The sequence below is a fragment of the Pseudomonas sp. NPDC087185 genome (genome assembly GCF_044744955.1).
GTDB lineage: Bacteria > Pseudomonadota > Gammaproteobacteria > Pseudomonadales > Pseudomonadaceae > Aquipseudomonas.
Genome location: NZ_JBIUZK010000009.1, coordinates 256,946 through 282,266 on the forward strand (window position 1 = coordinate 256,946; position 25,321 = coordinate 282,266).

General features: G+C 62.4%; 23 protein-coding genes. 15 read left to right on the top strand and 8 right to left on the bottom strand.

From position 1 onward, the window contains the following. Positions 1-764: 764 nt before the first annotated feature. From ACIPIJ_RS26425 to dksA, 5 genes are all read right to left on the bottom strand, one after another. The gene (locus ACIPIJ_RS26425) at positions 765-2,204 is read right to left on the bottom strand and encodes a sigma-54-dependent transcriptional regulator (RefSeq protein ID WP_401082544.1); all 1,440 of its coding nucleotides are present in this window, start codon (positions 2,202-2,204) and stop codon (positions 765-767) included. Positions 2,205-2,208: 4 nt separating this feature from the next. Next, positions 2,209-5,184, bottom strand: a complete 2,976-nt coding sequence (locus ACIPIJ_RS26430) for a sensor histidine kinase (RefSeq protein ID WP_401082547.1) — start codon at positions 5,182-5,184, stop codon at positions 2,209-2,211. Next, a complete protein-coding gene (locus ACIPIJ_RS26435) occupies positions 5,168-5,344 on the bottom strand; it encodes a hypothetical protein (protein ID WP_003250005.1) in 177 nt (58 codons plus the stop codon). The genes ACIPIJ_RS26430 and ACIPIJ_RS26435 overlap by 17 nt, the downstream gene beginning before the upstream one ends. A gap of 143 nt (positions 5,345-5,487) precedes the next feature. After that, positions 5,488-6,375, bottom strand: a complete 888-nt coding sequence (gluQRS, locus tag ACIPIJ_RS26440) for a tRNA glutamyl-Q(34) synthetase GluQRS (RefSeq protein ID WP_401082550.1) — start codon at positions 6,373-6,375, stop codon at positions 5,488-5,490. 64 nt (positions 6,376-6,439) lie between these two features. Continuing rightward, positions 6,440-6,886: an RNA polymerase-binding protein DksA gene (dksA, locus tag ACIPIJ_RS26445; protein ID WP_401082553.1), complete on the bottom strand. Its 447-nt coding sequence runs from the start codon at positions 6,884-6,886 to the stop codon at positions 6,440-6,442. A 210-nt stretch (positions 6,887-7,096) separates the two neighbouring features. Here dksA and ACIPIJ_RS26450 point away from each other — a divergent pair, with 210 nt between their 5' ends. Then, positions 7,097-8,269, top strand: coding sequence for a pyridoxal phosphate-dependent aminotransferase (locus tag ACIPIJ_RS26450; RefSeq protein ID WP_401082555.1), 1,173 nt, complete (start codon positions 7,097-7,099; stop codon positions 8,267-8,269). Continuing rightward, positions 8,270-8,983 (top strand): DNA/RNA nuclease SfsA, encoded by a 714-nt coding sequence (gene sfsA / locus ACIPIJ_RS26455; protein WP_401082558.1) that lies wholly within the window; start codon positions 8,270-8,272, stop codon positions 8,981-8,983. On the opposite strand, the gene ACIPIJ_RS26460 is transcribed toward sfsA, so the two are convergent. Next, entirely contained in the window at positions 8,973-9,290 is a 318-nt protein-coding gene (locus tag ACIPIJ_RS26460) for a Rieske (2Fe-2S) protein (protein ID WP_401082561.1), read from the bottom strand. The genes sfsA and ACIPIJ_RS26460 overlap by 11 nt on opposite strands. A gap of 148 nt (positions 9,291-9,438) precedes the next feature. Here ACIPIJ_RS26460 and ACIPIJ_RS26465 point away from each other — a divergent pair, with 148 nt between their 5' ends. Genes ACIPIJ_RS26465 through ACIPIJ_RS26480 form a run of 4 tightly spaced genes read left to right on the top strand, consistent with a single transcriptional unit; the run spans position 9,439 to position 13,024 of the window. Continuing rightward, positions 9,439-10,323, top strand: a complete 885-nt coding sequence (locus ACIPIJ_RS26465) for a hemin ABC transporter substrate-binding protein (RefSeq protein WP_401082564.1) — start codon at positions 9,439-9,441, stop codon at positions 10,321-10,323. A 50-nt stretch (positions 10,324-10,373) separates the two neighbouring features. Continuing rightward, on the top strand, positions 10,374-11,357 hold the full coding sequence (locus tag ACIPIJ_RS26470) for a FecCD family ABC transporter permease (RefSeq protein ID WP_401082608.1): 984 nt from the start codon (positions 10,374-10,376) through the stop codon (positions 11,355-11,357). Next, the gene (locus ACIPIJ_RS26475) at positions 11,357-12,124 is read left to right on the top strand and encodes a heme ABC transporter ATP-binding protein (protein WP_401082567.1); all 768 of its coding nucleotides are present in this window, start codon (positions 11,357-11,359) and stop codon (positions 12,122-12,124) included. The genes ACIPIJ_RS26470 and ACIPIJ_RS26475 overlap by 1 nt, the downstream gene beginning before the upstream one ends. Before the next feature lie 12 nt (positions 12,125-12,136). Continuing rightward, positions 12,137-13,024: a ChaN family lipoprotein gene (locus tag ACIPIJ_RS26480; protein ID WP_401082570.1), complete on the top strand. Its 888-nt coding sequence runs from the start codon at positions 12,137-12,139 to the stop codon at positions 13,022-13,024. 183 nt (positions 13,025-13,207) lie between these two features. On the opposite strand, the gene ACIPIJ_RS26485 is transcribed toward ACIPIJ_RS26480, so the two are convergent. Next, positions 13,208-13,486 carry a TfoX/Sxy family protein gene (locus tag ACIPIJ_RS26485; protein WP_401082573.1) on the bottom strand — a complete coding sequence of 93 codons (279 nt, stop codon included), beginning with the start codon at positions 13,484-13,486 and terminating at the stop codon, positions 13,208-13,210. 177 nt (positions 13,487-13,663) lie between these two features. After that, complete coding sequence (locus ACIPIJ_RS26490) at positions 13,664-15,226, bottom strand: AAA family ATPase (RefSeq protein WP_401082576.1); 1,563 nt, start codon at positions 15,224-15,226, stop codon at positions 13,664-13,666. 117 nt (positions 15,227-15,343) lie between these two features. On the opposite strand from ACIPIJ_RS26490, the gene mrcB reads away from it, so the two are divergent. The 9 genes from mrcB to msrQ all read left to right on the top strand — a co-directional run bounded on the left by mrcB (position 15,344) and on the right by msrQ (position 25,206). Further along, complete coding sequence (mrcB, locus tag ACIPIJ_RS26495) at positions 15,344-17,665, top strand: penicillin-binding protein 1B (RefSeq protein WP_401082579.1); 2,322 nt, start codon at positions 15,344-15,346, stop codon at positions 17,663-17,665. 27 nt (positions 17,666-17,692) lie between these two features. After that, positions 17,693-18,469, top strand: a complete 777-nt coding sequence (locus ACIPIJ_RS26500) for a tetratricopeptide repeat protein (protein WP_401082581.1) — start codon at positions 17,693-17,695, stop codon at positions 18,467-18,469. Next, entirely contained in the window at positions 18,469-18,801 is a 333-nt protein-coding gene (locus ACIPIJ_RS26505; protein ID WP_401082584.1) for a YqcC family protein, read from the top strand. The genes ACIPIJ_RS26500 and ACIPIJ_RS26505 overlap by 1 nt, the downstream gene beginning before the upstream one ends. 410 nt (positions 18,802-19,211) lie before the next feature. Beyond that, a complete protein-coding gene (locus ACIPIJ_RS26510) occupies positions 19,212-20,936 on the top strand; it encodes an acetolactate synthase 3 large subunit (RefSeq protein ID WP_401082587.1) in 1,725 nt (574 codons plus the stop codon). Between the two features lies 1 nt (position 20,937). After that, on the top strand, positions 20,938-21,429 hold the full coding sequence (gene ilvN, locus ACIPIJ_RS26515; RefSeq protein WP_003250040.1) for an acetolactate synthase small subunit: 492 nt from the start codon (positions 20,938-20,940) through the stop codon (positions 21,427-21,429). A gap of 55 nt (positions 21,430-21,484) precedes the next feature. Beyond that, a complete protein-coding gene (gene ilvC, locus ACIPIJ_RS26520) occupies positions 21,485-22,501 on the top strand; it encodes a ketol-acid reductoisomerase (RefSeq protein WP_012312686.1) in 1,017 nt (338 codons plus the stop codon). A 150-nt stretch (positions 22,502-22,651) separates the two neighbouring features. Then, positions 22,652-23,503: a CDP-diacylglycerol--serine O-phosphatidyltransferase gene (gene pssA / locus ACIPIJ_RS26525; RefSeq protein WP_264360806.1), complete on the top strand. Its 852-nt coding sequence runs from the start codon at positions 22,652-22,654 to the stop codon at positions 23,501-23,503. 78 nt (positions 23,504-23,581) lie between these two features. Beyond that, complete coding sequence (gene msrP / locus ACIPIJ_RS26530) at positions 23,582-24,595, top strand: protein-methionine-sulfoxide reductase catalytic subunit MsrP (protein ID WP_401082590.1); 1,014 nt, start codon at positions 23,582-23,584, stop codon at positions 24,593-24,595. After that, entirely contained in the window at positions 24,595-25,206 is a 612-nt protein-coding gene (gene msrQ / locus ACIPIJ_RS26535; RefSeq protein ID WP_401082593.1) for a protein-methionine-sulfoxide reductase heme-binding subunit MsrQ, read from the top strand. Before msrP ends, msrQ begins: the two co-directional genes overlap by 1 nt. Positions 25,207-25,321 lie beyond the last annotated feature (115 nt).

A 25,321-nucleotide genomic window follows, 5' to 3' on the forward strand; every position in this document is an offset into this window, starting at 1 on the left:
GCATTTACTCGGGGAATGGTGTAGGCGGTAGCAGGATGGTCTGCTGGAAGGGAGAAACGACAAGGGGAGCCTAAGCTCCCCAAGAAGTCGTTGCGTGCTCTTATTGTTTTTTTGCCGGGCTTCTTGTTTTTGTTGAGTGCCCTGCCCACAAATCTCAAAGCTTGTGGACGACCCCTAATCCAGGGGTAAAGAGCAAACGGATTGCTTTGGCCGCTGATGTCACGTTGATCCTTCGATCCAACCAGTTCAGGCGCTGCTTTTTAGTGCAGTTTTTGTTGTTCTCTGCCTGGTCGTGGGGCAAGCCCCAAACACGCATCCTCTCCAAAAGAATCAGTTAGCTGCGCCTCCGCCGTCTTGTTTTTATTGTGCGTGAGCCGTTTCGTCTTGTTCTTATTATGAGTTGCAGTGCTTGTTATTGTTCTTGTACTAAGCATATAGCAGATGGCGTGCCAACTTTTAGAAACCCAATGAAACCGGGGGTTTCGGCGAAACGGGCAGCATCTGGCAGGGTAAAAAAGCAGGGGTTTCGTTACCGTACACCTCGGCAACTGTTACGTCTGGGCAGGGTGGGTAACAGATTTTTGCGGGAACTGATGTGTTACCTGCGGGCCGTGTGGGGAATTCACCGGCCCTTTCGCAGGTAAACCCGCTCCCCCAGGGCTGCCACTGTACGTGAGGGCAGGGGTGTACCTGGGTGGAGCGGGTTTACCGGGGGCCGAACCGCCACGAAGCGGCAGGAAAGGCCAGGGGCCCAATGCGCAGGGTTACTCGCTGGTCGCGTTGCTCTTGCGCCGCGGGATACCCAGGCGCTGACGGCGCTCCCACAGGCACTTGCGGCTGACTCCGAGCTTGCGCGCCAGCTCGGTCTCGGTCATGTGGTCCTGGTGCTCGAGCACGAAGTGCTGGAAGTAATCTTCCAGTGACAGGTCCTCGGTCGGCTCGTGGCTGGCATTGTTGGCGCCTGCCGCGACCAGGGCATTGTCGAGCAGGTCATCGTCATCCAGGTCGCTCAGCTCGATGTCGATGCCCAGCAGCTCGGCGGAAATTTCCGCGCTCTCGCTGAGAATCACCGCGCGCTCCACTGCGTTTTCCAGTTCGCGCACGTTACCCGGCCAGCTGTAATGACGGATGGCTTGCTCGGCCTCGGCCGAGAAGTGCAGGTCGTCACGGCCGATGCGCGCGCTTTGGCGGGCGAGGAAGGCACTGGCGATCTCGTTGACGTCGCTGCCACGCTCGCGCAGGGCTGGCAACTTCAGGGCAATCACATGCAGGCGGTAATAAAGGTCTTCGCGAAATTGCCCGGCCTTGGCCAGGTTCTTCAAGTCTCGGTGGGTCGCGGCGATCAGGCGCACATCGACTTTTTGCGACTGTACCGATCCCACCCGGCGGATTTCACCTTCCTGTAGCACCCGCAGCAGCCTGGCCTGGGCTTCCAGCGGCAGTTCGCCGATCTCGTCGAGGAACAGCGTGCCGCCGTCCGCGGCTTCCACCAGGCCGGCACGCCCGGCGCTGGCACCGGTGAACGCGCCTTTTTCGTGGCCGAACAGTTCCGACTCGATCAGGGTTTCGGGAATGGCCGCGCAGTTCACCGAGATCATCGGTGCCTTTGCGCGCCGCGACAGGTTGTGCAAGGCGCGTGCGACCAGCTCTTTACCGGTGCCCGACTCACCCTGGATGAGCACGTTGGAATCGGTGGGCGCCACCTTGCGGATCTTGCTGTACATGTCCTGCATCGGTGGGCATGAGCCGATGATGCCGATCTCGCCGTTGGCCGACGCCGGTGCGGCCTTGTCGGCTGGCGCGGCCTTGCCGTTGCCGCGGGCTTCGGCAACCGGCGCAGGTGCCGGGGCGTTCTGCCGGTCGCGCAGGATGCGGGCCACGGCCTGGAGCATCTCGTCGTGGTCGAACGGTTTGGCGATGTAGTCCACCGCGCCCATTTTCATCGAGTCCACCGCCGAGCGCAGGCTGGCATAACTGGTCATGATCAGCACCGGAGTGCCCTGGCCGAGCTTGATCAGCTCGGTGCCAGGCGCGCCGGGCAGGCGCAAGTCACTGACAATCAGGTCGAAGGTGGCAATGCTGAAGCGTTCCTGGGCTTCCTGCACCGAGCCGGCTTCGCTGACCTGGTACTGGTTCCGTTCGAGCAGGCGGCGCAAGGCCGAGCGGATGATGGTTTCGTCTTCGACGATCAGAATATGCGGCATTGATTCAATTCTCTCGACGGTCTCGAATTTCAGGGGACGTCGCTACGACATGCCGGGGCAGGGTCACGCGGATCCGTGTGCCACGTTGCCGTTCGATGTCGGCCGGGCTGTCGATGGTGATTTGCCCATAATGCTCTTCCACGATGGAATAGACCAGAGCGAGCCCCAGTCCGGTTCCTTCGCCCGGATCCTTGGTGGTGAAGAAGGGTTCGAACAGGCGGTCCATGATGTTTTTCGGTATCCCGCTGCCCTCGTCCTCGACGATCAGGTCGACGGTGTGTTCGTTCGCTTCGCTGCGCACCCGTACCGCGCTGCCGGGCGGCGAGGCATCGCGGGCGTTGGAGAGCAGGTTGATCAGCACCTGGGCCAGGCGCTGCGGATCCCCATCGGCCCAGTGCTCCGGGTCGCAGAGGTTGAAGAACTGTACTTCGAAATTGCGCCGGTTCAACGCCAGCAGACCGATGGCATCCTGCGCCACTTCGGCCAGGCATACCGGCTCCTCGCTATTCTGGTGGCTGCCGCCGGCGTGGGCGAAGCTCATCAGCGACTGGACGATGCGCGACACCCGTTTGGTCTGCTCGAGGATCTGGCTCGACAGCTCGGTGATCTCGCCATCGCCCTCGCGTTCTTCGCGCAGGTTTTGCGCCAGGCAGGCGATGCCGGTAATCGGGTTGCCGATCTCGTGGGCCACGCCCGCAGCCAGGCGGCCGATACTGGCCAGGCGCTCGGAGTGCACCAGCTTGTCTTCCAGGGCCTGGGTTTCGGTGAGGTCCTCGACCAGCAGCACCAGGCCGCTGTTGCCGGGGGCCAATGGCTCGTCGATCGCCGCCTTGTGCAGGTTCAGCCAGCGCGGCTGGCCGTCCAGCGCCAGGCGTTGCTTGTGCAAGTGCTCGTCGGGCACGTCGATGAAGCCCTGCAACAGGCCGCGCCACGGTTCGCCGATGGTCACCAGGCGTGAGCCGACCACGTGTTTCGCGGCAATTCCGGTCAGCTCCTCCATGGCCTTGTTCCACATCAGGATTTCCTGGTCCTTGGCCAGCGAGCAGACGCCCATGGGCAGCTCCTGCAGGGTCTGGCGGTGGTAGCGGCGCAAGGCATCGAGCTCGGCGGCAAGGCCGGTGAGGCGCGAGTGGTAGTCTTCCAGGCGGCTTTCTATGAAGTGGATGTCTTCGGTAACGTAGTTTTCGTTACCGGACTTGTACGGCAGGAAGGTCTCGACCATGTCCTGGGCCACGCTCGGCCCCATCAGGCCCGAGAGGTTGGCCTCGATGCGGTCGCGCAGACGGCGCAAGGCATAGGGGCGGCGCTCGTCGAACGGCAGGTAAAGATCACGCAGGGCCTGCTCGACTTCTTTCTGCGCGGCCTTTGCGCCCAGCGGCTTGGCCAGCTGGGTGGCGAATTCCTGCGGCGAGGCGGCATGCAGTTCGCGGCGTTGCGGGCGGCGCACGTTGTCCACTGCACAGGCCTCGGCGGCGCTGACTTCTTCGCTGCTGGCGTTGGTGAACAACGAAATGAGTGTGAACAACAGCACGTTGGCGGCCAGCGAAGCGATCGCCGCCATGTGCCAGCTGGTGTCGTCGAGCACATAGATCATGTCCAGCAGCGGAATGTAGAAGCCCTGCAGGTTGCCCAGCAGCGGCAGCAGCATGGTCACCATCCACACCAGGATCCCGGCCAGCAGGCCTGCGATGAAGCCGCGGCGGTTGGCGGTCGGCCAGTACAGCACCGACAGTACGCCAGGCAGGAACTGCAAGGTGGCGACGAAGGCGACGATGCCCAGGTTGGCCAGGCTCTGGTGGTTGTTCTGGGTCAGGTAGAACATGAACCCGGCGGTGATGATGGCGACGATCAGCGCCCGGCGGGTCCATTTCAGCCAGCGATAGATGTTGCCTTCAGCCGGCGGCTGGTACAGCGGCAGCACCAGGTGGTTGAGCGCCATGCCCGACAGCGCCAGGGTGGTGACGATGATCAGCCCGCTGGCGGCCGACAGCCCGCCGACATAGGCCAGCAGTGCCAGCGCTTCGTTGTTGGCCGCAATGCCCAGCCCCAGGGTGAAGTACTCGGGGTTGGTGCTGGCGCCCAGGCGCAGGCCGGCCCACAGCACCAGCGGCACGGCCAGGCTCATCAGCAGCAGGAACAGCGGCAGGCCCCAGCTGGCGCTGACCAGCGAGCGCGGGTTGAGGTTTTCGGTGAAGGCCATGTGGTACATGTGCGGCATGACAATGGCCGAGGCGAAGAACACCAGCAGCAGGGTGCGCCATGGGCCTTCCTGAAGCGGGGTGTGCAGCGCCGCCAGGGCGGTCTGGTTCTGCAGCAGCCATACTTCCAGGCCGTGCGGGCCGCCAAAAACGCCATACAGGGCATAAAGGCCGATGCCGCCGAGCGACAGCAGCTTGATTACCGATTCGAAGGCGATGGCGAACACCAGGCCTTCATGCTTCTCCCGCGTGGCGATGTGGCGCGAGCCGAAGAAGATGGTGAACAGGATGATCAGCGTACAGAAGGCAAAGGCCACCCGGGCCTTGACCGGCTCGCCGGTGAGGATGCTGATCGAGTCGGCCACCGCCTGGATTTGCAGGGCGAGCAAGGGCAGCACGCCGATCAGCATGAAGATGGTAGTCAGTGCGCCGGCCCAGGTGCTGCGAAAGCGGAAGGCCAGCAGGTCGGCCAGCGACGACAGCTGGTAAGTGCGGGTGATCTTGAGGATCGGGTACAGCAGCACCGGGGCCAGCAGGAAGGCTCCGGACACCCCCAGGTAACAGGCAAGGAAGCCGTAACCATATTGATAGGCAAGCCCCACCGAGCCATAAAAAGCCCAGGCACTGGCATACACGCCGAGCGACAGGGTGTAGGTGAGTGGGTGGCGAATGATCGAACGCGGGATCAGCCCACGCTCGCTGATCCAGGCCACACCGAACAGCACCATCAGGTACGCGGCGCTGATCAGGATCATCTGGGTCAGGCTAAAGCTCATCGGCATCTCGTTGGCTCTGCAGGATGAAGGTGACGACGATCAGGATCAGCCAGAGCAGGTAGGGGCGGTACCAGGCACCGGTCGGTTCGATCCACCAGTCCATGATGGCCGGGGAGAACAGGTAGATCCCCACGACCAGAAGCAGGACCAAACGATAGATGTACATGCTGGCCTCGATGGTTGGGCGCTGCGGGCTTGGACTTATTATTGGCGCAAATGGCGGGGGCGATGCTAGCGGGAATCGGTAGTGTTAGCCAAGGGTTTGAAATTGTTGGGCTTTTGTTTTTGCGGTGGTTGCCATTGCTGGCCTCAATGCAAATCGGCCTCGGGCACTGTCGTGCGCTGCGCAATCGCCCCCGGCTGCCACTGCTGGCGCGCCACGGCCAGCACTTCAGCCGGCGTCGCCAGCAACCATTGCGGCTCGGTTTCCTGGCCCAGCGCGCGTAACGCCCGCAACAGCAACGGCGTCGCCTGATCGGCCTCAAGCGGCGGTGAACGGTACGATTTACCCAGCTTGTGCCCATCCGGCTGGATGATCAGCGGTATATGCAGGTAGCGCGGCTGGGAAAAACCCAGCAGCTCCTGCAGGTAGAGCTGGCGCGGCGTATTGTCGAGCAGGTCGGCGCCGCGCACGATATCGGTAACCCCTTGCCAGGCATCATCCAGCACCACTGCCAGCTGGTACGCATACAGCCCGTCCCGGCGCTGGATGACGAAGTCACCCACGTCCCGTCCCAGGTGCTGTTCATACGCGCCCTGCACCCGGTCGTTGAAGCGGTAGATCAGCTCGGGCACCCGCAGGCGGATTGCCGCGCCTTCGCGAGCATGCCCGGCATTGCGGCAAAACCCTGGGTAAATACCGTTGTGGCTTTCCAGCTGCTTGCGTGAGCAGGTGCAGGCGTAGGCCAGGCCCATATTGAACAAGCGGTCCACTACCGCGGCGTAGGCGTCGTGGCGCTGGCTTTGGAACACCACCTCGCCATCCCACTCCAGCCCGTAACGTTCCAAGGTCTGCAGGATGGCATCGCGGGCGCCGGGCATTTCCCGGGGCGGGTCGGTGTCTTCCATGCGCAGCAGCCAGCGGCCATCCACGGCGCGGGCATCGAGCCAGGAGGCGAGGGCGGCGACCAGCGAGCCGAAGTGCAGGAAGCCGCTGGGGGTGGGGGCGAAGCGTCCGATGTAGCGGGAGTCGTTCATGGGCCGTAGTGCGTCTGAAAATGAAACGGGGCGCATGATGCGCCCCGTCAGGATGGAAGAAGGGTCAGCCTTTGCCGACTGTCTTTTCCTTCTTCTCCGCGATTTCCTTGCAGTCGAAGCACAGGTCCGCAGTGGGACGGGCTTCAAGTCGACGCAGGCCGATCTCGATGCCGCAGGAGTCGCACCAGCCGTACTCTTCGTCCTGGATCTTCTGCAGGGTCTTGTCGATCTTCTTGATCAACTTGCGCTCACGGTCACGGTTGCGCAGTTCCAGGGCGAATTCTTCTTCCTGGCTGGCGCGGTCGGCCGGGTCGGGGAAGTTGGCCGCTTCGTCCTTCATGTGCGTTACGGTCTGGTCCACGCTGGTCATCAGTTCAAGCTTCCAGGCCCCCAGAAGCTTGACGAAATGCTTGCGCATGGGCTCGCCCATGTACTCTTCGCCCTTGGTCTCTTTATAGGGCTCTACACCGTACATGGTCTGATTGGTTTTTTGCTTTTCTACGGTGGACATGAATAGACCGCCTCTCACTCATCTGATCCAATGCGCAGGATGCTCCATCTCCGGCACCCGCCGGCCCTGCGACTGCGAGCCGCCGAACTTACCAGATAGATCGGGGGTGCGCTACCCCGCCCGATCCTACGTGTTGACAGCGCCGCGAAGCGTACGTTCGGTGCCGCGCAGAGGTAGAATCACCAGTTTAGACCCAATTGAGAGAAGGTCATGGCCCACCCCTACAGTGCGCGCAGCCGCGCCATCGAACCCTTTCACGTCATGGCATTGCTGGCGCGGGCCAACGAACTGCAGGCGGCCGGGCACGACGTGATCCACCTGGAAATCGGCGAGCCTGACTTCACCACCGCCGCGCCGATCGTCGAGGCCGGACAGGCCGCACTGGCTGCCGGGCATACCCGTTATACCGCCGCGCGCGGCCTGCCGGCGCTGCGCGAGGCGATCGCGGGCTTCTATGATCAGCGCTATGGCGTGGCGGTCGACCCTGAACGCATCCTCATCACCCCAGGTGGCTCTGGCGCACTGCTGTTAGCCAGCAGCCTGCTGGTCGACCCGGGCAAGCACTGGCTGCTGGCGGACCCGGGCTACCCGTGCAACCGCCACTTCCTGCGCCTGGTCGAGGGCGGGGCACAACTGGTGCCGGTGGGGCCTGAGGTGAACTACCAGCTGACGGCCGACCTGGTCGACCGCTACTGGGATCAGGACACGGTCGGTGCGTTGGTCGCTTCGCCTGCCAACCCGACGGGCACCGTGCTCGATCGCGATGAGCTGGCCAGCCTGTCCACGGCGACCCGCCAGCGCAATGGCCACCTGGTGGTGGATGAGATCTACCACGGGCTGACCTACGGCATGGATGCACCGAGCGTCTTGGAAGTGGACGATGCGGCGTTCGTCCTGAATAGTTTTTCCAAGTATTTCGGCATGACCGGTTGGCGCCTTGGCTGGCTGGTGGCCCCGCCCGACGCCGTGGCCGACCTGGAGAAGCTGGCGCAAAACCTCTACATCAGTGCTCCGAGCATGGCCCAGCACGCTGCGCTGGCGTGCTTCCAGCCAGAGACCCTGGCGATTTTCGAAACGCGCCGCGCCGAGTTTGCCCGCCGCCGCGACTACCTGTTGCCGGCCCTGCGCGAACTGGGTTTCCGTATTGCCGTGGAGCCACAGGGTGCGTTCTATCTATATGCCGACATCAGCGCTTTTGGCGGTGATGCCTTCGCCTTCTGCCGGCATTTCCTGGAAACCGAGCACGTGGCTTTCACCCCAGGCCTGGACTTCGGTCGCCACCTGGCCAGCCATCATGTGCGTTTCGCCTACACCCAGAGCCTGCCGCGCCTGGAAGAGGCGGTACGGCGCATTGCCCGTGGTTTGCGGAGTTGGCAGGCGTAGATGATGTTCTTTCCTTTACTCGAGCAAGGGCGCCTGCTGCGCCGTTACAAGCGTTTTCTGGCGGACATCGAACTGGCCAACGGCGAGCAGTTGACCATCCACTGCCCCAACACCGGCTCCATGCTCAATTGCATGCGCGAGGGTGGGCAGGTCTGGTTCAGCCGCTCCAACGACCCCAAGCGCAAGCTGCCGGGCACCTGGGAAATCAGCGAGACACCTCAAGGGCGCCTGGCGTGTGTCAATACAGGGCGGGCCAACGCGCTGGTCGAAGAAGCGCTGCGCGCTGGGGTGATCCACGAGCTGGCGGGCTTCACTGCGCTCAAGCGCGAAGTGGCCTACGGCGAAGAAGGCAGCCGCGTGGACTTTTGCCTGCAGTTCGCTGAAGGGCCGGCCTTTGTCGAGGTCAAGAGCGTGACCCTGGGCTACCCGGACACGGCTGTGGCAGCCTTTCCGGATGCCGTCACGCAGCGCGGTGCCAAACACCTGCGGGAGCTGGCCACGCTGGCCCGGCAAGGTATTCGCGCCGTACAGTTGTACTGCGTGAATCTCACCGGCATCGAAGCCGTGCGCCCGGCCGAAGAGATCGATGCGGCTTATGCCAAGGCACTGCGCGCCGCCGTGGCGGATGGGGTCGAGGTGCTGGCCTATGGCGCGCGCCTGGATGCCGAGCACATCGTCATCGACCGCCCATTGCCGGTGCTGCTCAACCCTTGAACCACACTCCCTGGCTGTCTTCCAGGCAGGCCAGGGGCTGCAAGGCTTCACCCTCGCAGGGGCCGGCCACGCATTCGCCGCTTTCGATCAGGAACAGCGCGCCGTGATGGGCGCAGTGGATCAGGCTGGCGCTTTCGTCCAGAAACGCATGCGCCTGCCAGTTCAAGGGGATGCCCCGGTGCGGGCAGCGGTTGCGGTACAGGTGCAGCACGCCCTGGCGACGCACGCCGAACAGTTCGATGCCGGCTACGCTGAAGGCGCGGCTGTGGCCCTCGGCCAGGGCTGCGGAAGTACATAGAAAGTGCATTGCAGGGACGACTCGTGAAACAAGTGATGGCTTGACGCTTCAATGCGAATAATTATCAAATTGCCCGCGTTCGCTGCGCCCGGCCGTCCATGGTGCGCAGTTATGCCGCTCGCCACAAGGCGTGTGGCCCGTCTTCAGAAGGAATTCGATGATGCGTCGTCCTGCCGCCTTGCTCACCCTGTGCGCAGCCCTCGTTGTTTCCACCCAGGCGTTGGCCGCCGAATTGCCACAGCGCTGGGTCAGCGCCGGCGGTGCCTTGAGTGAGTGGATCAGTGCGCTGGGTGGCGAGCCACGCCTGGTAGGGGTCGATACCACCAGCCAGCACCCTGAGTCTTTGAAGGCGTTGCCGAGCATCGGTTATCAGCGGCAGTTGTCGGCCGAGGGCATCCTCAGCCTGCGCCCGGATGTGCTGGTGGGAACTGAGGAAATGGGCCCGCCGCCGGTGCTGGCGCAAATCCGCAACGCAGGCGTTCGGGTCGAACTGTTCTCCAGCAAGGCCGAGTTGGCAGCTGTCGATGAGAACCTCAAACAGCTGGGCACGCTGCTGGGCTCCGAGCAAAAGGCGGCGCAACTGGCTGCGGATTATCACCAGCAGCTCGACGCATTGCAGGCACAGATCAAGCAGGCCCAGGCCAACCACAAGGTGCCAGGCGTGCTGTTGTTGGTCGGCCATGCTGGCGCCAAACCCTTGATTGCCGGGCAGGGCACCGCCGGTGACTGGCTGTTGCGTCAGGCCGGGGCGCGTAACCTGGCGCAGCATCAGGGTTACAAGAACTTCTCCAATGAAGCGTTGGCGGCGCTGGACCCGGATGTGGTGGTGGTCTCCGACCGCGCCTTGATCGGTGACCAGGCCGTGCAGGCATTGCTCAAGGAAAACCCGGCCCTGGCCACCTCCCGAGCGGCGCGCGACAAGCGCCTGCTGTCGCTTGACCCGACCCTGCTGGTCGGCGGCCTGGGCCCACGCTTGCCGGTGGCCCTGCAAGACCTGGCGGCGGCGTTTTACCCGGCTGCGAAGGTCAGCCTCACGCAATGAAACAGCGCGTCCAGCCACGTACCCTGATCATCGGTCTGAGCCTGCTGTGCCTGTTGGCGGTCTGGTTGTCGCTTGCCCTGGGGCCGGTCAGCCTGCCGCTGTTCGATACCTTGCGCGCTGGCCTGCGCCTGCTGGGGCTGCCGATCGCCGGCGACGGCCTGCAGCAGGCCGAAATGATCCTCGGCCAGATCCGCCTGCCGCGCACCTTGCTGGGGCTGGCGGTTGGCGCGGTGCTGGCGCTGTCCGGCGTGGCCATGCAAGGGTTGTTTCGCAACCCGCTTGCCGACCCCGGCCTGGTCGGGGTCGCCGCCGGTGCCGCGATGGGCGCTGCGGTCGCTATCGTCGGCGGCAGTTGGTTTGGCGGAATGCCAGAGGCGCTCGCGCCTTATCTGTTGTCGGTGTGCGCCTTTGCCGGTGGGCTGGGGGTGACAGCACTGGTCTATCGCCTGGGGCGGCGTGACGGCCAGACCAACGTGGCCACGATGCTGCTGGCTGGCGTTGCAATGACCGCGCTGGGTGGCGCGGCAGTGGGGCTGTTTTCGTACCTGGCCGATGACGCCGCCCTGCGCACGCTGACCTTCTGGAACCTGGGCAGCCTCAATGGCGCCAGCTACGACCGGCTGTGGCCGCTACTGCTAGTGGCCGCCGGCGTGGCGCTGTGGTTGCCACGCCGGGCGCGGGCACTGAATGCATTGCTGTTGGGCGAGTCCGAAGCGCGGCACCTGGGCATCGAGGTGGAACGGCTCAAGCGCGAACTGGTGTTCTGCACCGCGTTGGGTGTCGGGGCAGCCGTGGCGGCAGCGGGCTTGATCGGCTTCATCGGCTTGGTGGTCCCCCACCTGGTGCGCTTGCTGGCGGGGCCTGACCACCGCGTGGTGTTGCCCGCATCGTTGCTGGCCGGCGGTGTGCTGATGCTGTTCGCCGACCTGGTGGCGCGCTTGGCGCTGGCACCCGCCGAACTGCCGATCGGCATCGTCACGGCATTTATTGGTGCGCCGTTTTTCCTGGTTCTGCTGATTCGAGGGCGCAGTTGATGTTGCAAGTCGAGGGCCTGCACCTGCGGCGCGGGAGCAATGAAGTGCTGCATGACATCCACTTGCAGTTGCACCCGGGCCAGGTGATGGGTGTGCTCGGCCCCAATGGTGCGGGCAAGAGCAGCCTGCTGGGCGTGTTGTGTGGCGAGCTGGCGCCGGGGCAGGGGCGGGTGACGCTGCAGGGCCAGCCACTGGCGGACTGGGCGGGGCAGGAGCGGGCCAGGCGGCTGGCAGTATTGCCGCAAGTGTCGAGCCTGGGGTTTTCGTTCAGGGTCGAGGAAGTGGTCGGCATGGGGCGCATGCCGCACGGCAGCGGCCAGGTGCGTGACGCCGAGATCGTCGAGGCGGCCCTGCGTGCGGCGGATGCCTGGCACCTGGTGGGGCGCAGCTACCTGGCCTTGTCGGGCGGTGAGCGGCAACGGGTGCACCTGGCACGGGTGCTGGCGCAGTTATGGCCGGGCGAGCAGGGCACCACGTTGCTGCTCGACGAGCCGACCTCGATGCTTGATCCACTGCACCAGCACACCACGCTGCAGGCCGTGCGCAGTTTTGCCGATCGTGGAGCGGCCGTCCTGGTGATCCTGCATGACCTGAACCTGGCGGCGCGCTACTGTGATCGTATCCTGTTGCTCGAACAGGGCCGCTGCCATGCCCTTGCATCGCCCCAGGACGTGCTGACGCCCGGGGCATTGAAGGCGGTATTTGGCATCGATGTACTGGTACAGGCTCACCCCGAGCGCGGTCATCCGCTGATCATCACCCGTTAGGAGGCATTGCCGATGCGCCGTCCATTGCTGTCTGCAAGCTCGTTGTGCCTGGTACTGGTGCTGGGGGGCTGTCAGGCCAGCTTGGCGCCGCTACCTGCCTGGCAGAGCAGCGAGGGGCGTGACAGCGCAGAACTTGGGCAAATCCACGATTTGGCCAGCGGCCAGGTCATGACGCCTGAACAGTTGGTCCAGCAGTTGGCTGCCGCACCGCGCGTGCTGGTCGGCGAAAAACATGACAACCCCGATCATCACGCGCTGCAACTGTGGTTGATGCGCGCCTTGCAGGTTCAGCGTGCGCAGGGCAGCCTGCTGCTGGAGATGTTGCAACCTGAGCAGCAACCACGCGTGGATGCGCTCGAAAGCCAGGCGCGGCTACCGCAGGACTTGCCCAAGGCACTGGCCTGGCAGGAGGGGTGGGACTGGCAGCTGTATGGGCCAATCGTCAGTGAAGCATTGCGCAGCCATGTTCCCCTGCTGGCCGCCAACGTGTCGTCGAGCGAAATGCGCCAAACCTATCGGAACCCGAAACCCTTGTCGGGGGTGCAATCGAATGCGCCAGCGGTCAAGGCGGCATTACTCGAACAGGTCAGGGCAGGGCACTGCAATTTGCTGCCCGAAAGCCTATTGCCGGCCATGCTCGCCGTTCAGCAACAGCGTGACCGACGTATCGCCGAGCGTCTTCTGGCCGCGCCGCAACCGGCTTTGCTGTTCACCGGCGCGTACCACGCACGCAAGGACCTCGGTGTGCCATTGCACCTGTCCGACCTGGGCGCGACAGGCCAGACCAGGGTGCTGTTGCTGGCCGAAGTCGGCGAGCAGGTCGAGGCGGGGATGGCGGACTATGTGTGGTACACGGCGGCGATGCCCGAGCAGGATTACTGCGCCCAACTGCGCAAATAAGGCCCTCGCCAAATTTGAGGCAAAAAAAGACCCGGCAAAAAGCCGGGTCAATAACCGTGATTAGCCTGATGAGGAGATAATCTGAGAGTCCGAACCAGGGGCTTTCAGGTTATCCAACCAGTCTCGCGACCAGTTGTGATAATCATAACGATTCTCATTTCGTCGTCAATCCCCTTTCGGGGTTTATTTCATATTTTTTTGCGCAGGGCATTTCGCATCGAGTTGTTGATTGAGCGCTTGCTTGCGCTCGGCCGGCAAATCGTTCCAGTGCATGTCCAGCAGCGCGCCTTCAATGGCGTACAGCAACACCTTCGACGCCCGGAACCCTCGCGTTTTCACGGCCTGGTAGGCACCCACCGCGCCTAGCCGACGCAAATCCGATGCACTGTGGATACCGGCCGCGTGCAACCACTGCGCGGAGGTCTTGCCAAGATTCTTCAGATGCTGCAATTCATCGTTCATCGAGCCTCCTTGCGATGGCTGAACGGGTCTTGGGTCTAAATCGCGAGCAGGTCAGAAAGGAGTGTAGCGGGGGTTGGAAAATGCGCGGCCTTTTGCCATCGGGGGCGACGAGATGCCCTGTTTGCGCAGGGATAGGCTGTTCGGGCCGGCCAGGCGGCGGCCCGAACACAGGGGCGATTACAGGCCTGGCAGGCGCTGACGGACCTGGTCGATCACCTGGTCCATGCTGCTGGCATCCTGGGTCTCGACGCGCGTGCTTTGCTGCAGTTCCACCGCATCGAGTGGCTCACGGCTGGCCTGTTGGGCTTTGACCACGTCCAGGGTGGCGTCCGACGGGTCGGTGTTTTCTGCCTGGCGCTGCTCCAGCCAGCTGGCGATGACTGCCTCCGGGGCTTGGCAATCGAGGATGAGGAATGGCACGCCGGTGGCGTTGGCGACATCCGCGGCGGCCTTGCGTTGGGCATGCTTGAGGTAGGTGGCATCGAGCACCACCGGGAACCCAGCACGCAGGAGGGTTGCGGCCAGCTGGTGCAGGCGCTGGTAGGTGGCAGCACTGGCATCCTGGTCGTAGATACCGGCTTGCAATTGGCCAGCTTCGGTTTGTGGCTGCTCACCGAACAGGCGCTTGCGCTCCACGTCCGAGCGCACGCGCACAGCGCCAAGGGCTTCGACCAGGCGCATGGCCACGTGGCTCTTGCCCACGGCCGAGACACCGTGGGTGATGGCCAGCAGGCGCGAAGGAATGGCGCTGTAGCTTTCGGCCAGGTTGGCGTAGTTGCGGTAGGTGCGCAGGCTGGTGGCGCGCTGCACGCCATCGGCACCGGCCGGCATGCTGAACAGGGCGATCTTGGCGCGAACCAAGGCGCGGTAGGCCTTGTAGAAGTTGAGCACTTCCAGGCCTTCGTAGTCGCCGGTCAGTTCCAGGTACTGGCTGACGAAGCGACGTGCCAGGCACTTGAGGCCTCGGTCTTCCAGGTCCATGGCGAGGAAGCCGGTGTCGGCCCACACATCGGTCTTGCGGAACGGTTCGTTGAACTCGATGCAGTCGAAGATCACGACCTTGCCATCGATCACGGTCGCATTACCCAGATGAATGTCGCCATGGCATTCGCGGGTGAAACCATTGGCTTTGCGCTTCTCGAACAGGTCCTTCAGGCGTTCGAAGCTGCTGCGCGCCCAAGCCTGCAGATTGTCCAGCTGCTGCAGGTCGGCCTTGTCGCTGAGGAACGGGCGGATCTGCTCGAAGTTCTGCTCGACCGGCGCCATGACGCTTTCAGCTGAACCGAAAGGTTGCTCGGCAGGTACTTTGGGCGTCTGCAGATGGAACTCGGCGATCTGCTTGGCCAGCTGGTCGATGTGGCCCGCATTCAGTTCGCCATTGGCCTGCAGGGTGTTGAGCATCTGCCCCTGAGGGAACTGGCGCATTTTCAGCGCGTACTCGATCGCCACGCCTTCCCCGCCAATATGCGGGGCTTCGGCGCTGCCGGTGATCGGCAGCACATCCAGGTACAGGCCTTCGGTCAGGCGCTGGTTCAAGCGCAACTCTTCGTTACAGAAATGCTGGCGCTGATCCAGCCCGGTGAAGTCGAGGAAGCCGAAGTTCATCGGCTTCTTGATCTTGTAGGCGTACTCGCCGGTGAGCAGGACCCAGGAGATGTGCGTCTCGATCAGCTCGAAGCCTTTCACAGGGTGAGGGTAGAGGGCAGGGTTCTGCAATGCATTGATCAAGGCTTGGCTCACGGGAAATCCTTCCGGGGGCAGGGAATTCGAAGGCGCCATTATGGTCAATGGTGCCGCCCCTGCATACCGCCAGAGGGCGCCTGCCCAGCCTTTACAAAGTGCGTATAATCCGCCGCCATGACTCGAACCCGAAATTCCCGTACCCCTCAGAAACGCCCGACCGGCCGCTCGCGCGCCTGGCTGGGCTGGGCTTTGAAGCTCAGCCTGGTCGGCCTGGTGATCGTCGCCGGCCTCGCGGTTTACCTCGATGCCGTCGTTCAGGAGAAGTTCTCCGGCAAGCGCTGGACCATCCCGGCCAAGGTGTACGCCCGGCCGCTGGAGCTGTTCGTCGGCCAGAAACTCAGTAAAAACGACTTCCTCACCGAACTCGACGCACTCGGTTACCGGCGTGAAAGCGCGGCCAATGGCCCGGGCGCTGCTGCAGTCAACGGCAACACCGTCGACCTGAACACCCGCGGTTTCCAGTTCTACGAGGGCATGGAGCCTGCGCAGTTCGTGCGTGTGCGCTTCTCCGGCGACTATGTTGCAGGGCTTTCCGGCGCCAACAACGGCAAGCTCGACGTGGTACGCCTCGAACCCCTGATGATTGGCGGTATCTACCCGAAAAACCTCGAAGACCGCATCCTGATCAAGATCGACCAGGTACCGCCGTACCTGCTCGAAACCCTGGTGGCCACGGAAGACCGCGACTTCTACAGCCACTTCGGCGTGTCGCCCAAGTCGATCGCCCGCGCAATTTGGGTCAACACTTCGGCCGGCTCTATGCGCCAGGGCGGCAGTACCCTGACCCAGCAGTTGGTCAAGAACTTCTACCTCACCAGCGAGCGCAGCCTCAGCCGCAAACTGACCGAAGCGATGATGGCCGTGTTGCTGGAAGTGCACTACGACAAGCGCGAAATCCTCGAGGCCTACCTCAACGAGGTGTTCGTCGGCCAGGATGGCCAACGTGCCGTGCACGGCTTCGGCCTGGCCAGCCAGTTCTTCTTCAGCCAGCCGCTGTCGGAACTCAAGCTGCACCAGATCGCCTTGCTGGTGGGCATGGTCAAGGGGCCGTCCTACTACAACCCACGGCGCTACCCCGAGCGCGCGCTGGCGCGGCGTAACCTGGTCCTGGACCTGGTGGCCGAGCAGGGCGTGGCCAGCCAGGAAGCGGTCGATGCCGCGAAGAAGATGCCGCTGGGCGTAACCAAGCGTGGCAGCCTGGCCGACAGCTCATTCCCGGCCTTCCTCGACCTGGTCAAGCGTCAGCTGCGCCAGGACTACCGCGATGAAGACTTGACCGAAGAAGGCCTGCGTATCTTCACCAGTTTCGACCCGATCCTGCAGATGAAGGCCGAAACGTCCATGAGTGAGACCTTCAAGCGCCTGGCAGGGCGCAAAGGTTCGGATGAAGTCGAGTCGGCCATGGTCGTGACCAACCCGGAAACCGGTGAGGTACAGGCGCTGATCGGCAGCCGTCAGTCAGGCTTTGCCGGCTTCAACCGTGCGATCGACGCCGTGCGGCCGATTGGCTCGCTGGTCAAGCCGGCGGTCTACCTGACCGCGCTGGAGCAGCCGAGCAAATACACCCTGACCAGTCGGGTGCAGGACGAGGCGTTCTCGGTCAAAGGTGCCAATGGTCAAGTCTGGCGCCCGCAGAACTACGACCGTCGCCCGCATGGCACCATTTACCTGTATCAAGGCCTGGCCAACTCCTACAACCTGTCGACCGCCAAGATCGGCCTGGAAGTGGGCGTGCCCAATGTGATCAAGACCATCGGCCGGCTGGGTGTGAGTGTCGACTGGCCGGCGTTCCCGGCGATGCTGCTGGGCGCGGGGGGCATGTCACCGATGCAGGTGGCGACCATGTACCAGACCATCGCCAACGGCGGCTTCAACACGCCGATGCGCGGTATCCGCAGTGTGCTCACCGCCGAAGGCGAGCCGCTCAAACGTTACCCGTTCCAGATCCAGCAGACCTTCGACCCAGGCTCCATCTACCTGGTGCAGAACGCCATGCAGCGGGTGATGCGCGAAGGCACCGGCCGCTCGGTGTACAACGTGCTACCCAGCTCGCTGACCCTGGCGGGCAAGACCGGTACCAGTAACGACTCGCGTGACAGTTGGTTCTCCGGCTTCAGCCAGGACCTGCTGGCGGTGGTGTGGATGGGCCGTGACGATAACGGCAAAACCCCGTTCACCGGTGCTACCGGCGCCCTGCAGGTGTGGACCAGCTTCATGAAGAAAGCCGACCCGCTGCCGCTGGACATGCCGCAGCCGGACAACGTGGTGCAGGCCTGGATCGACCCGTACAGTGGGCAAGGTTCCGACGGAAGTTGTCCCGGCGCGGTGCAGATGCCGTATATTCGCGGGAGCGAACCGCCCGCCGGCGCAACCTGTGGCGGCGAGCAGAATCCGGCAGAATCGGTCATGGACTGGGTCAAAGGCTGGATGAATTGAGCCCTGGCAGCATTGATGAGGTGTTAAGTGAATAAGTGGTTGTTTCCTGCCGTGACGGCACTGGTGGTGCTCCAGGGTTGTTCCAGCGTTCAGCGTGGCAACATCCCGGTGGTGGATTCGAGCACGCGCGTGTCCAACAGCGAGCGCGTGACGGCCAACCGCTCGGCGGCCGGCATGAACAACGGCACGTCGCAGGCGCAGTCGCTGCCCGAAGACTCCGGTGTGACCGTGATGATTCCGCAAGGTGCTGGCGCCACCGGGATCCAGACCTTCCCGGCCGGTAACGGCGTAGCGCCCATCAGCACTGCGCCGATCACCACCGGGCCAGTCACATCGGCACCGATGACGACCAACCCCAACCCGATCGCCGACGAACCGTTCGACATCGCCTCGATGACCAACCCCCCGGCCGCTGCCAACGCCCCGACCGGCATCCCGCGCAGCGGTGCGGCGTCCGGTGGCCTGTCGGCCGACGAACAGCTCGATGGCCCGGTGCTGGCGCTGTTGACCACCGCCCAGTCGCAACAGGGCAGTGGTGACTTCAATGGCGCCGCGTCCAGCCTGGAGCGTGCCCAGCGCATCGCCCCGCGCGAGCCGCAAGTGCTGTTCCGCCTGGCCCAGGTCCGCCTGTCGCAAGGCGACGCCGCGCAAGCCGAGCAGTTGGCGCGCCGTGCCCTGACCTATGCCAACGGTCGCCCCGACCTGCAGGCCGAACTGTGGAACACCATCGCTCAGGCCCGCGAAAAGCAAGGTGACAGCGCAGGCGCCGCACTGGCTCGGCAAAAAGCACGGGTCAATTCGTAATGGTCGAGCAACGTATTCTGGATATCGCCGACCACTTGCTGCTGATCGAGCGCGAGTTGATCGTGCAAGGCTGGTGGCAGGACGAGCCGCCAAGCGACGAGGCACTGGAGAGTACGGTGCCGTTCGCGGTCGATACCATGAGCTTCGAGCAGTGGCTGCAGTGGATCTTCCTGCCGCGCATGAAAATCATCATCGAGTTGGGCCAACCGCTACCGAACGCCTCTGGCATTCTGGTGATGGCCGAGACGGTGTTCGTCGACCGGCCGGAGCAGAGTCGCGAGCTGCGCCGCCTGCTAGCAGAGTTTGATCAATTGATCGAAGCTTGCGCCTGATTTCTTCTCTTTTTCCATCAAGGGCCGCAGATTGTGGCCCTTTTTTGTGGAAATCTTATTTATTCTGCTGCTGAGTAGGTTTTTAGTGGTGGCAGCAATTCAAGTTGAGGAAAAATTGGCAATAATTTTTCTTGACTTGTAGCCGCCAAATCACAAGAATCCAGATTCCGCTGTAGAGGGACTGCCAGAAGCAGACCCGCTAAGCAGATCATGAGGTGCACACCCGCACCGACCTGTTACACCCCGCAACGCGTTACCTCGCGCTGGGTGGGAAAACCCCGCAACACTCTGGGGCGCTCCCAATACTTGCTCAGTCAGTGCTGACGTTTTCGCTCATGCTCTGCTTGGCAGTAAACCTATTAAGACCCGTCCACTAGGGACGGTATTCTGGCGTTTTAGAGGTGAACAACGTGGAGCTTTTATCTGGCGCTGAGATGGTCGTCCGCTTCTTGCGTGACGAAGGCGTTAAGCACATCTACGGGTACCCTGGTGGTGCTCTCCTGCATGTTTACGACGCCCTGTTCAAGGAACCGGAAGTCGAGCACATCCTGGTTCGTCACGAACAGGCCGCAACCCATATGGCGGACGGCTACGCCCGCGCCACCGGCAAGGCCGGTGTGGTGCTGGTAACCTCCGGCCCGGGCGCGACCAATGCCATCACCGGCATTGCCACCGCCTATATGGACTCGATTCCGATGGTCATCCTGTCCGGCCAGGTGCCTAGCACCATGGTGGGGACCGATGCCTTCCAGGAAACCGACATGATCGGTATCTCGCGGCCGATCGTGAAGCACAGCTTCATGATCAAAAACGCCACCGAGATCCCTGAAGTTCTGAAAAAAGCCTTCTACCTGGCGCAATCCGGCCGTCCAGGCCCGGTCGTGGTCGACATTCCAAAAGATATGACCAACCCGGCCGAGAAGTTCGAATACGTCTATCCGAAGAAGGTCAAGCTGCGCTCCTATAGCCCGGCTGTACGTGGTCACTCCGGCCAGATCCGCAAAGCTGCCGAGATGCTCCTGGCCGCCAAGCGCCCGATCGTCTATGCCGGTGGCGGCGTGATCCTCGGCGGTGGCTCCGAAGCCCTGACCGAAATCGCCAAGTCGCTGAACCTGCCGGTCACCAATACCCTGATGGGCCTTGGCGGCTTCCCGGGTACAGACCGCCAGTTCCTCGGCATGCTCGGCATGCACGGCAGCTACACCGCCAACATGGCCATGCACAATGCTGACGTGATCTTTGCCGTCGGCGCGCGTTTCGATGATCGCGTCGTCAACGGCCCGGCCAAGTTCTGCCCGAACGCCAAGATCATCCACATCGATATCGACCCGGCGTCGATCTCCAAGATGATCAAGGCCGACGTGCCGATCGTAGGCCCGGTCGACAGCGTGTTGAGCGAAATGCTCGGCATCCTCAAGGAAATCGGCGAGCAGCCTGACAAGGCTGCAGCCGAAGCTTGGTGGAAGCAGATCGACGAATGGCGTGGCAATGGCGACCTGTTCCCCTACAACAAGGGCGACGGTAGCGTCATCAAGCCGCAGACTGTGATCGAGACCCTCTGCGAAGTGACCCATGGCGATGCCTTCGTCACCTCCGACGTCGGTCAGCACCAGATGTTCGCGGCGCAATACTACCGCTTCAACAAGCCGAACCGCTGGATCAACTCCGGTGGCCTGGGCACCATGGGCTTCGGCTTCCCGGCGGCCATGGGCGTCAAGCTCAACTTCCCGGATCAGGACGTGGCCTGCGTCACTGGCGAAGGCAGCATCCAGATGAACATCCAGGAGCTGTCCACCTGCATGCAGTACGGCCTGCCGGTGAAGATCGTCAACCTGAACAACGGTGTGCTGGGCATGGTCCGCCAGTGGCAGGACATGGCCTACAACGGCCGTCACTCGCACTCCTATGTCGAGTCGCTGCCTGACTTCATCAAGCTGGCCGAGGCCTATGGTCATGTGGGTATCCGCATCACCAGCCTGAAGGACCTCAAGCCGAAGCTGGAAGATGCCTTCGCGATGAAGGACCGCCTGGTGTTCATCGACATCGCGGTCGACCGTACCGAGCATGTCTATCCGATGCAGATCAAGGATGGCTCGATGCGTGACATGTGGCTGAGCAAGACGGAGCGTACCTGATATGCGGCACATCATTTCCCTGCTGCTGGAAAACGAACCCGGTGCTCTGTCCCGTGTGGTCGGCCTGTTCTCCCAGCGCAACTACAACATTGAAAGCCTGACCGTGGCGCCGACCGAGGACCCGACCCTGTCGCGTCTGACGCTGACCACCGTTGGCCATGACGAAGTGATCGAACAGATCACCAAGAACCTCAACAAGCTGGTCGAAGTGGTCAAGCTTGTCGACCTGTCGGAAAGCGCTCACATCGAGCGTGAACTGATGCTGGTCAAGGTCAAGGCCACCGGTGCCCAGCGTGCCGAGATCAAGCGCACCACGGATATCTTCCGTGGCCAGATCGTCGACGTGACTGCCAGCGTGTACACCGTGCAACTGAGCGGTACCAGCGACAAACTGGACAGCTTCATCCAGGCCATCGGCACTGCATCGATTCTCGAAACCGTGCGCAGTGGCGTCACCGGCATTGCCCGTGGCGACAAAGTGCTCAGCATCTAAATTCAAAAATTAGCGATGGCTCCGCAGGGGCCGAGATATAACCAGGGGTATTTTCATGAAAGTTTTCTACGATAAAGACTGCGACCTTTCCATCATCCAGGGCAAGAAAGTCGCCATCATCGGTTACGGTTCCCAGGGCCACGCCCAGGCGTGCAACCTGAAAGACTCCGGTGTAGACGTTACCGTCGGTCTGCGTAAAGGTTCGGCTACCGTTGCCAAGGCAGAAGCCCACGGCCTGAAAGTTGCCGACGTTGCCACCGCTGTCGCTGCGGCCGACCTGGTGATGATCCTGACCCCGGACGAATTCCAAGGCGCGCTGTACAAGAACGAGATCGAGCCGAACATCAAGAAGGGCGCTACCCTGGCCTTCTCCCACGGCTTCTCGATCCACTACAACCAGGTCGTTCCACGTGCCGACCTCGACGTGATCATGATCGCGCCGAAGGCCCCGGGCCACACCGTGCGTTCCGAGTTCGTCAAAGGCGGCGGCATCCCTGACCTGATCGCTATCTACCAGGACGCTTCGGGCAACGCCAAGAACGTCGCCCTGTCCTACGCTTCGGGCGTTGGTGGCGGCCGTACCGGCATCATCGAAACCACCTTCAAGGACGAGACCGAAACCGACCTGTTCGGTGAGCAGGCTGTTCTGTGCGGCGGTACCGTCGAGCTGGTCAAAGCCGGTTTCGAAACCCTGGTCGAAGCTGGCTACGCGCCAGAAATGGCCTACTTCGAGTGCCTGCACGAACTGAAACTGATCGTTGACCTCATGTACGAAGGCGGCATCGCCAACATGAACTACTCGATCTCCAACAACGCCGAATACGGTGAGTACGTCACCGGCCCGGAAGTCATCAACGAAGAATCCCGCAAGGCCATGCGCAATGCTCTGAAGCGCATCCAGGACGGCGAGTACGCGAAGATGTTCATCTCCGAAGGCGCCACCAACTACCCATCGATGACCGCCAAGCGCCGCAACAACGCCGCTCACGGCATCGAAGTCATCGGCGAGCAACTGCGTTCGATGATGCCGTGGATCTCGGCTAACAAAATCGTCGACAAGACCAAGAACTAAGTCTTATCGAACGATGAAAAACGCGGCTTCGGCCGCGTTTTTTCGTTCTGGCGGTCAGCATCTGGTATAAAGCAGACCAGTGGCCTGCCGTCAGAACCTGTTTCGCGGGCCCGTGTCGAACATTTTCCATCCTGTTGCAAGGTACCCTCCATGAGCGAACGTCCCGAAGAGCCGAACAAGCCCTCCGACGCCGAAAGCCTGCTACCTGTCGATGAGCACGTTGAAGAAGGGCATGACGCCGAAGGGCGCAAGGTGCGCCACCGCGGCATCTACCTGTTGCCCAACCTGTTTACCACCGCCAACCTGTTTGCCGGCTTCTATTCCATCATCAACTCGATGAGCGCGCAGAGCGCCTTGAGTGCGGGCGACCCACGCGAGGCGAGCAAATACTTCGCCTTCGCTGCCATCGCCATCTTCGTGGCCATGGTGCTCGACGGCCTCGATGGCCGTGTCGCACGCATGACCAACACCCAGAGCGCCTTCGGTGCCGAGTACGACTCGCTGTCGGACATGGTTGCGTTCGGCGTGGCCCCGGCCTTGCTGGCCTTCGGTTGGGCGTTGGGCGACATGGGCAAGGTCGGCTGGATGGTCGCTTTCATCTATGTGGCCGGTGCGGCACTGCGCCTCGCGCGTTTCAACACCCAGGTCGGTACCGCCGACAAGCGCTACTTCATTGGCCTGGCCAGCCCGGCTGCCGCCGGTGTGGTTGCCGGTACCGTGTGGGCTTTCAGCGACTATGGCATCCAGGGTTCCAAGCTGTCGTTCCTGGTGGCGCTGCTGGTTGCCGCAGCCGGCATGCTGATGGTCAGCAACATCAAGTACAACAGCTTCAAGGAACTGGACCTCAAGGGGCGTGTTCCCTTTGTCGCGATCCTGGCCGTGGTGCTGGTGTTCGCCGTGGTGTTCAGCGATCCGCCGCGCATTCTGCTGCTGATCTTCCTTGCCTACGCGGCGTCTGGTCCGATCCAGTTCCTGCTCAAGGCTCGTCGGCGCAAAGCGTGACCATAATTTAATGCTGGAATAACCCTCCGGCTCCATAGTCATACTGGTACATCCGTTAACCAGTGCTATGGAGCCGTCATGCTCATCAAGCTTCCTCGGTCGTCCGACTGCAAGGCATCGGAGATCACCCCCGAAGGCATCTATCTTTCCCGTCGCACCCTGCTGGGTGGCTCGCTTGCCGGCCTTGCCCTGGGCGCTGTGCCGTTCGCCGCGCAAGCGGATGAGGCATCGCGTTACGCTGGTGTCGAGGCGGGCGCCGCGCCGGCCTGGTTCAGCGACAAGCTGGCTGGCACGCGCTGGCAAGCCGTGACGGTCAAGGACGAGGCGATCACGCCGTTCAAGGATGCTACCCACTACAACAACTTCTATGAGTTCGGGCCTGACAAAGGCGACCCGGCTGCCAATGGCGGTAGCTTGAAGACCGAGCCCTGGTCGGTGGTGGTCGATGGCGAGGTCGGCAAGCCTGGGCGATATGCGCTGGAAGACTTCGTCAAACCCTACGGGCTTGAGGAACGTATCTATCGGCTGCGCTGCGTGGAGGCTTGGTCGATGGTCATCCCCTGGCTGGGTTTTCCCTTGGCCGAAGTGCTCAAACAGGTCGAACCGACTTCAAAGGCGCGCTATGTGCGCTTCGAAACCCTGCAAGACCCGCAACACATGCCTGGGCAGCGCTCGGGCTTTGCGTTGATCAAGTGGCCTTACGAGGAAGGCTTGAGGCTGGATGAGGCAATGAACCCGCTGACTATCCTTGCCGTGGGCATGTATGGGCGGGAACTGCCCAACCAGAACGGTGCGCCGCTGCGTCTGGTGGTGCCTTGGAAGTATGGCTTCAAGAGTATCAAGTCGATCGTGCGCATCAGTCTGGTTGCCGATCAGCCGCAGACCACCTGGGAAGGGTTGGCACCGGATGAGTATGGCTTCTATGCCAACGTGAACCCTGAAGTCGATCACCCTCGCTGGAGCCAGGCACGTGAGCGGCGCCTGCCCAGTGGGCTGTTCAGTCCCAATGTGAGGCAGACTCAGATGTTCAACGGTTACGCCGATGAGGTGGCGTCGTTGTACACCGGGCTCGACCTGCGGAAGAACTACTGATGCGTTATCCCTGGTTGCGCCTCGCCCTCTTTATAGTTGGGTGTCTTTTTCCGCTGTGGTGGTTGTATGAGGCGGCCATGAGCCTGCTCGGGCCGGACCCAGGGAAGATCCTGATGGACCGGCTGGGGCTTGGCGCGTTGATCTTCCTTTTAGTCACCCTGAGCATGACACCGCTGCAGAAGCTTACAGGGTGGTCCGGCTGGATCGTGATGCGCCGGCAACTGGGGTTGTGGTGCTTTGCTTATATAGTGCTGCACATCCTCTGTTACCTCTTCTTTATCCTGGGGCTCGACTGGGGGCAGTTCGCTGTCGAGTTGCGCAAGCGGCCCTACATTATTGTCGGGGCGCTTGGGTTCCTTGGCTTGTTGGCATTGGCGGTGACCTCCAATCGTTACAGCCAGCGCCGCTTGGGCGCACGTTGGAAGAGGCTGCATAAGCTGGTGTATGTGATTCTCGGGCTGGGCTTGCTGCACTTCCTGTGGATCGTACGTTCCGACCTGCGCGAGTGGGCTGTTTATGCAGCCATTGCTGCCGTGCTGATGGCGGTGCGTATTCCAGCGGTGGCCAGGCGTGTTCCTCGGGTGGTGGGTAGGCGGGGCAGGGCGATTTGAAACATTATTGAAATAAAGGGTTGACGGGGTTTCGAATCCCCTTATAATGCGCCCCACTTCCAGCGTGATCGGAACGAGAAACTCCTTGAGATTCAACGAGTTACTTAATCCAGGC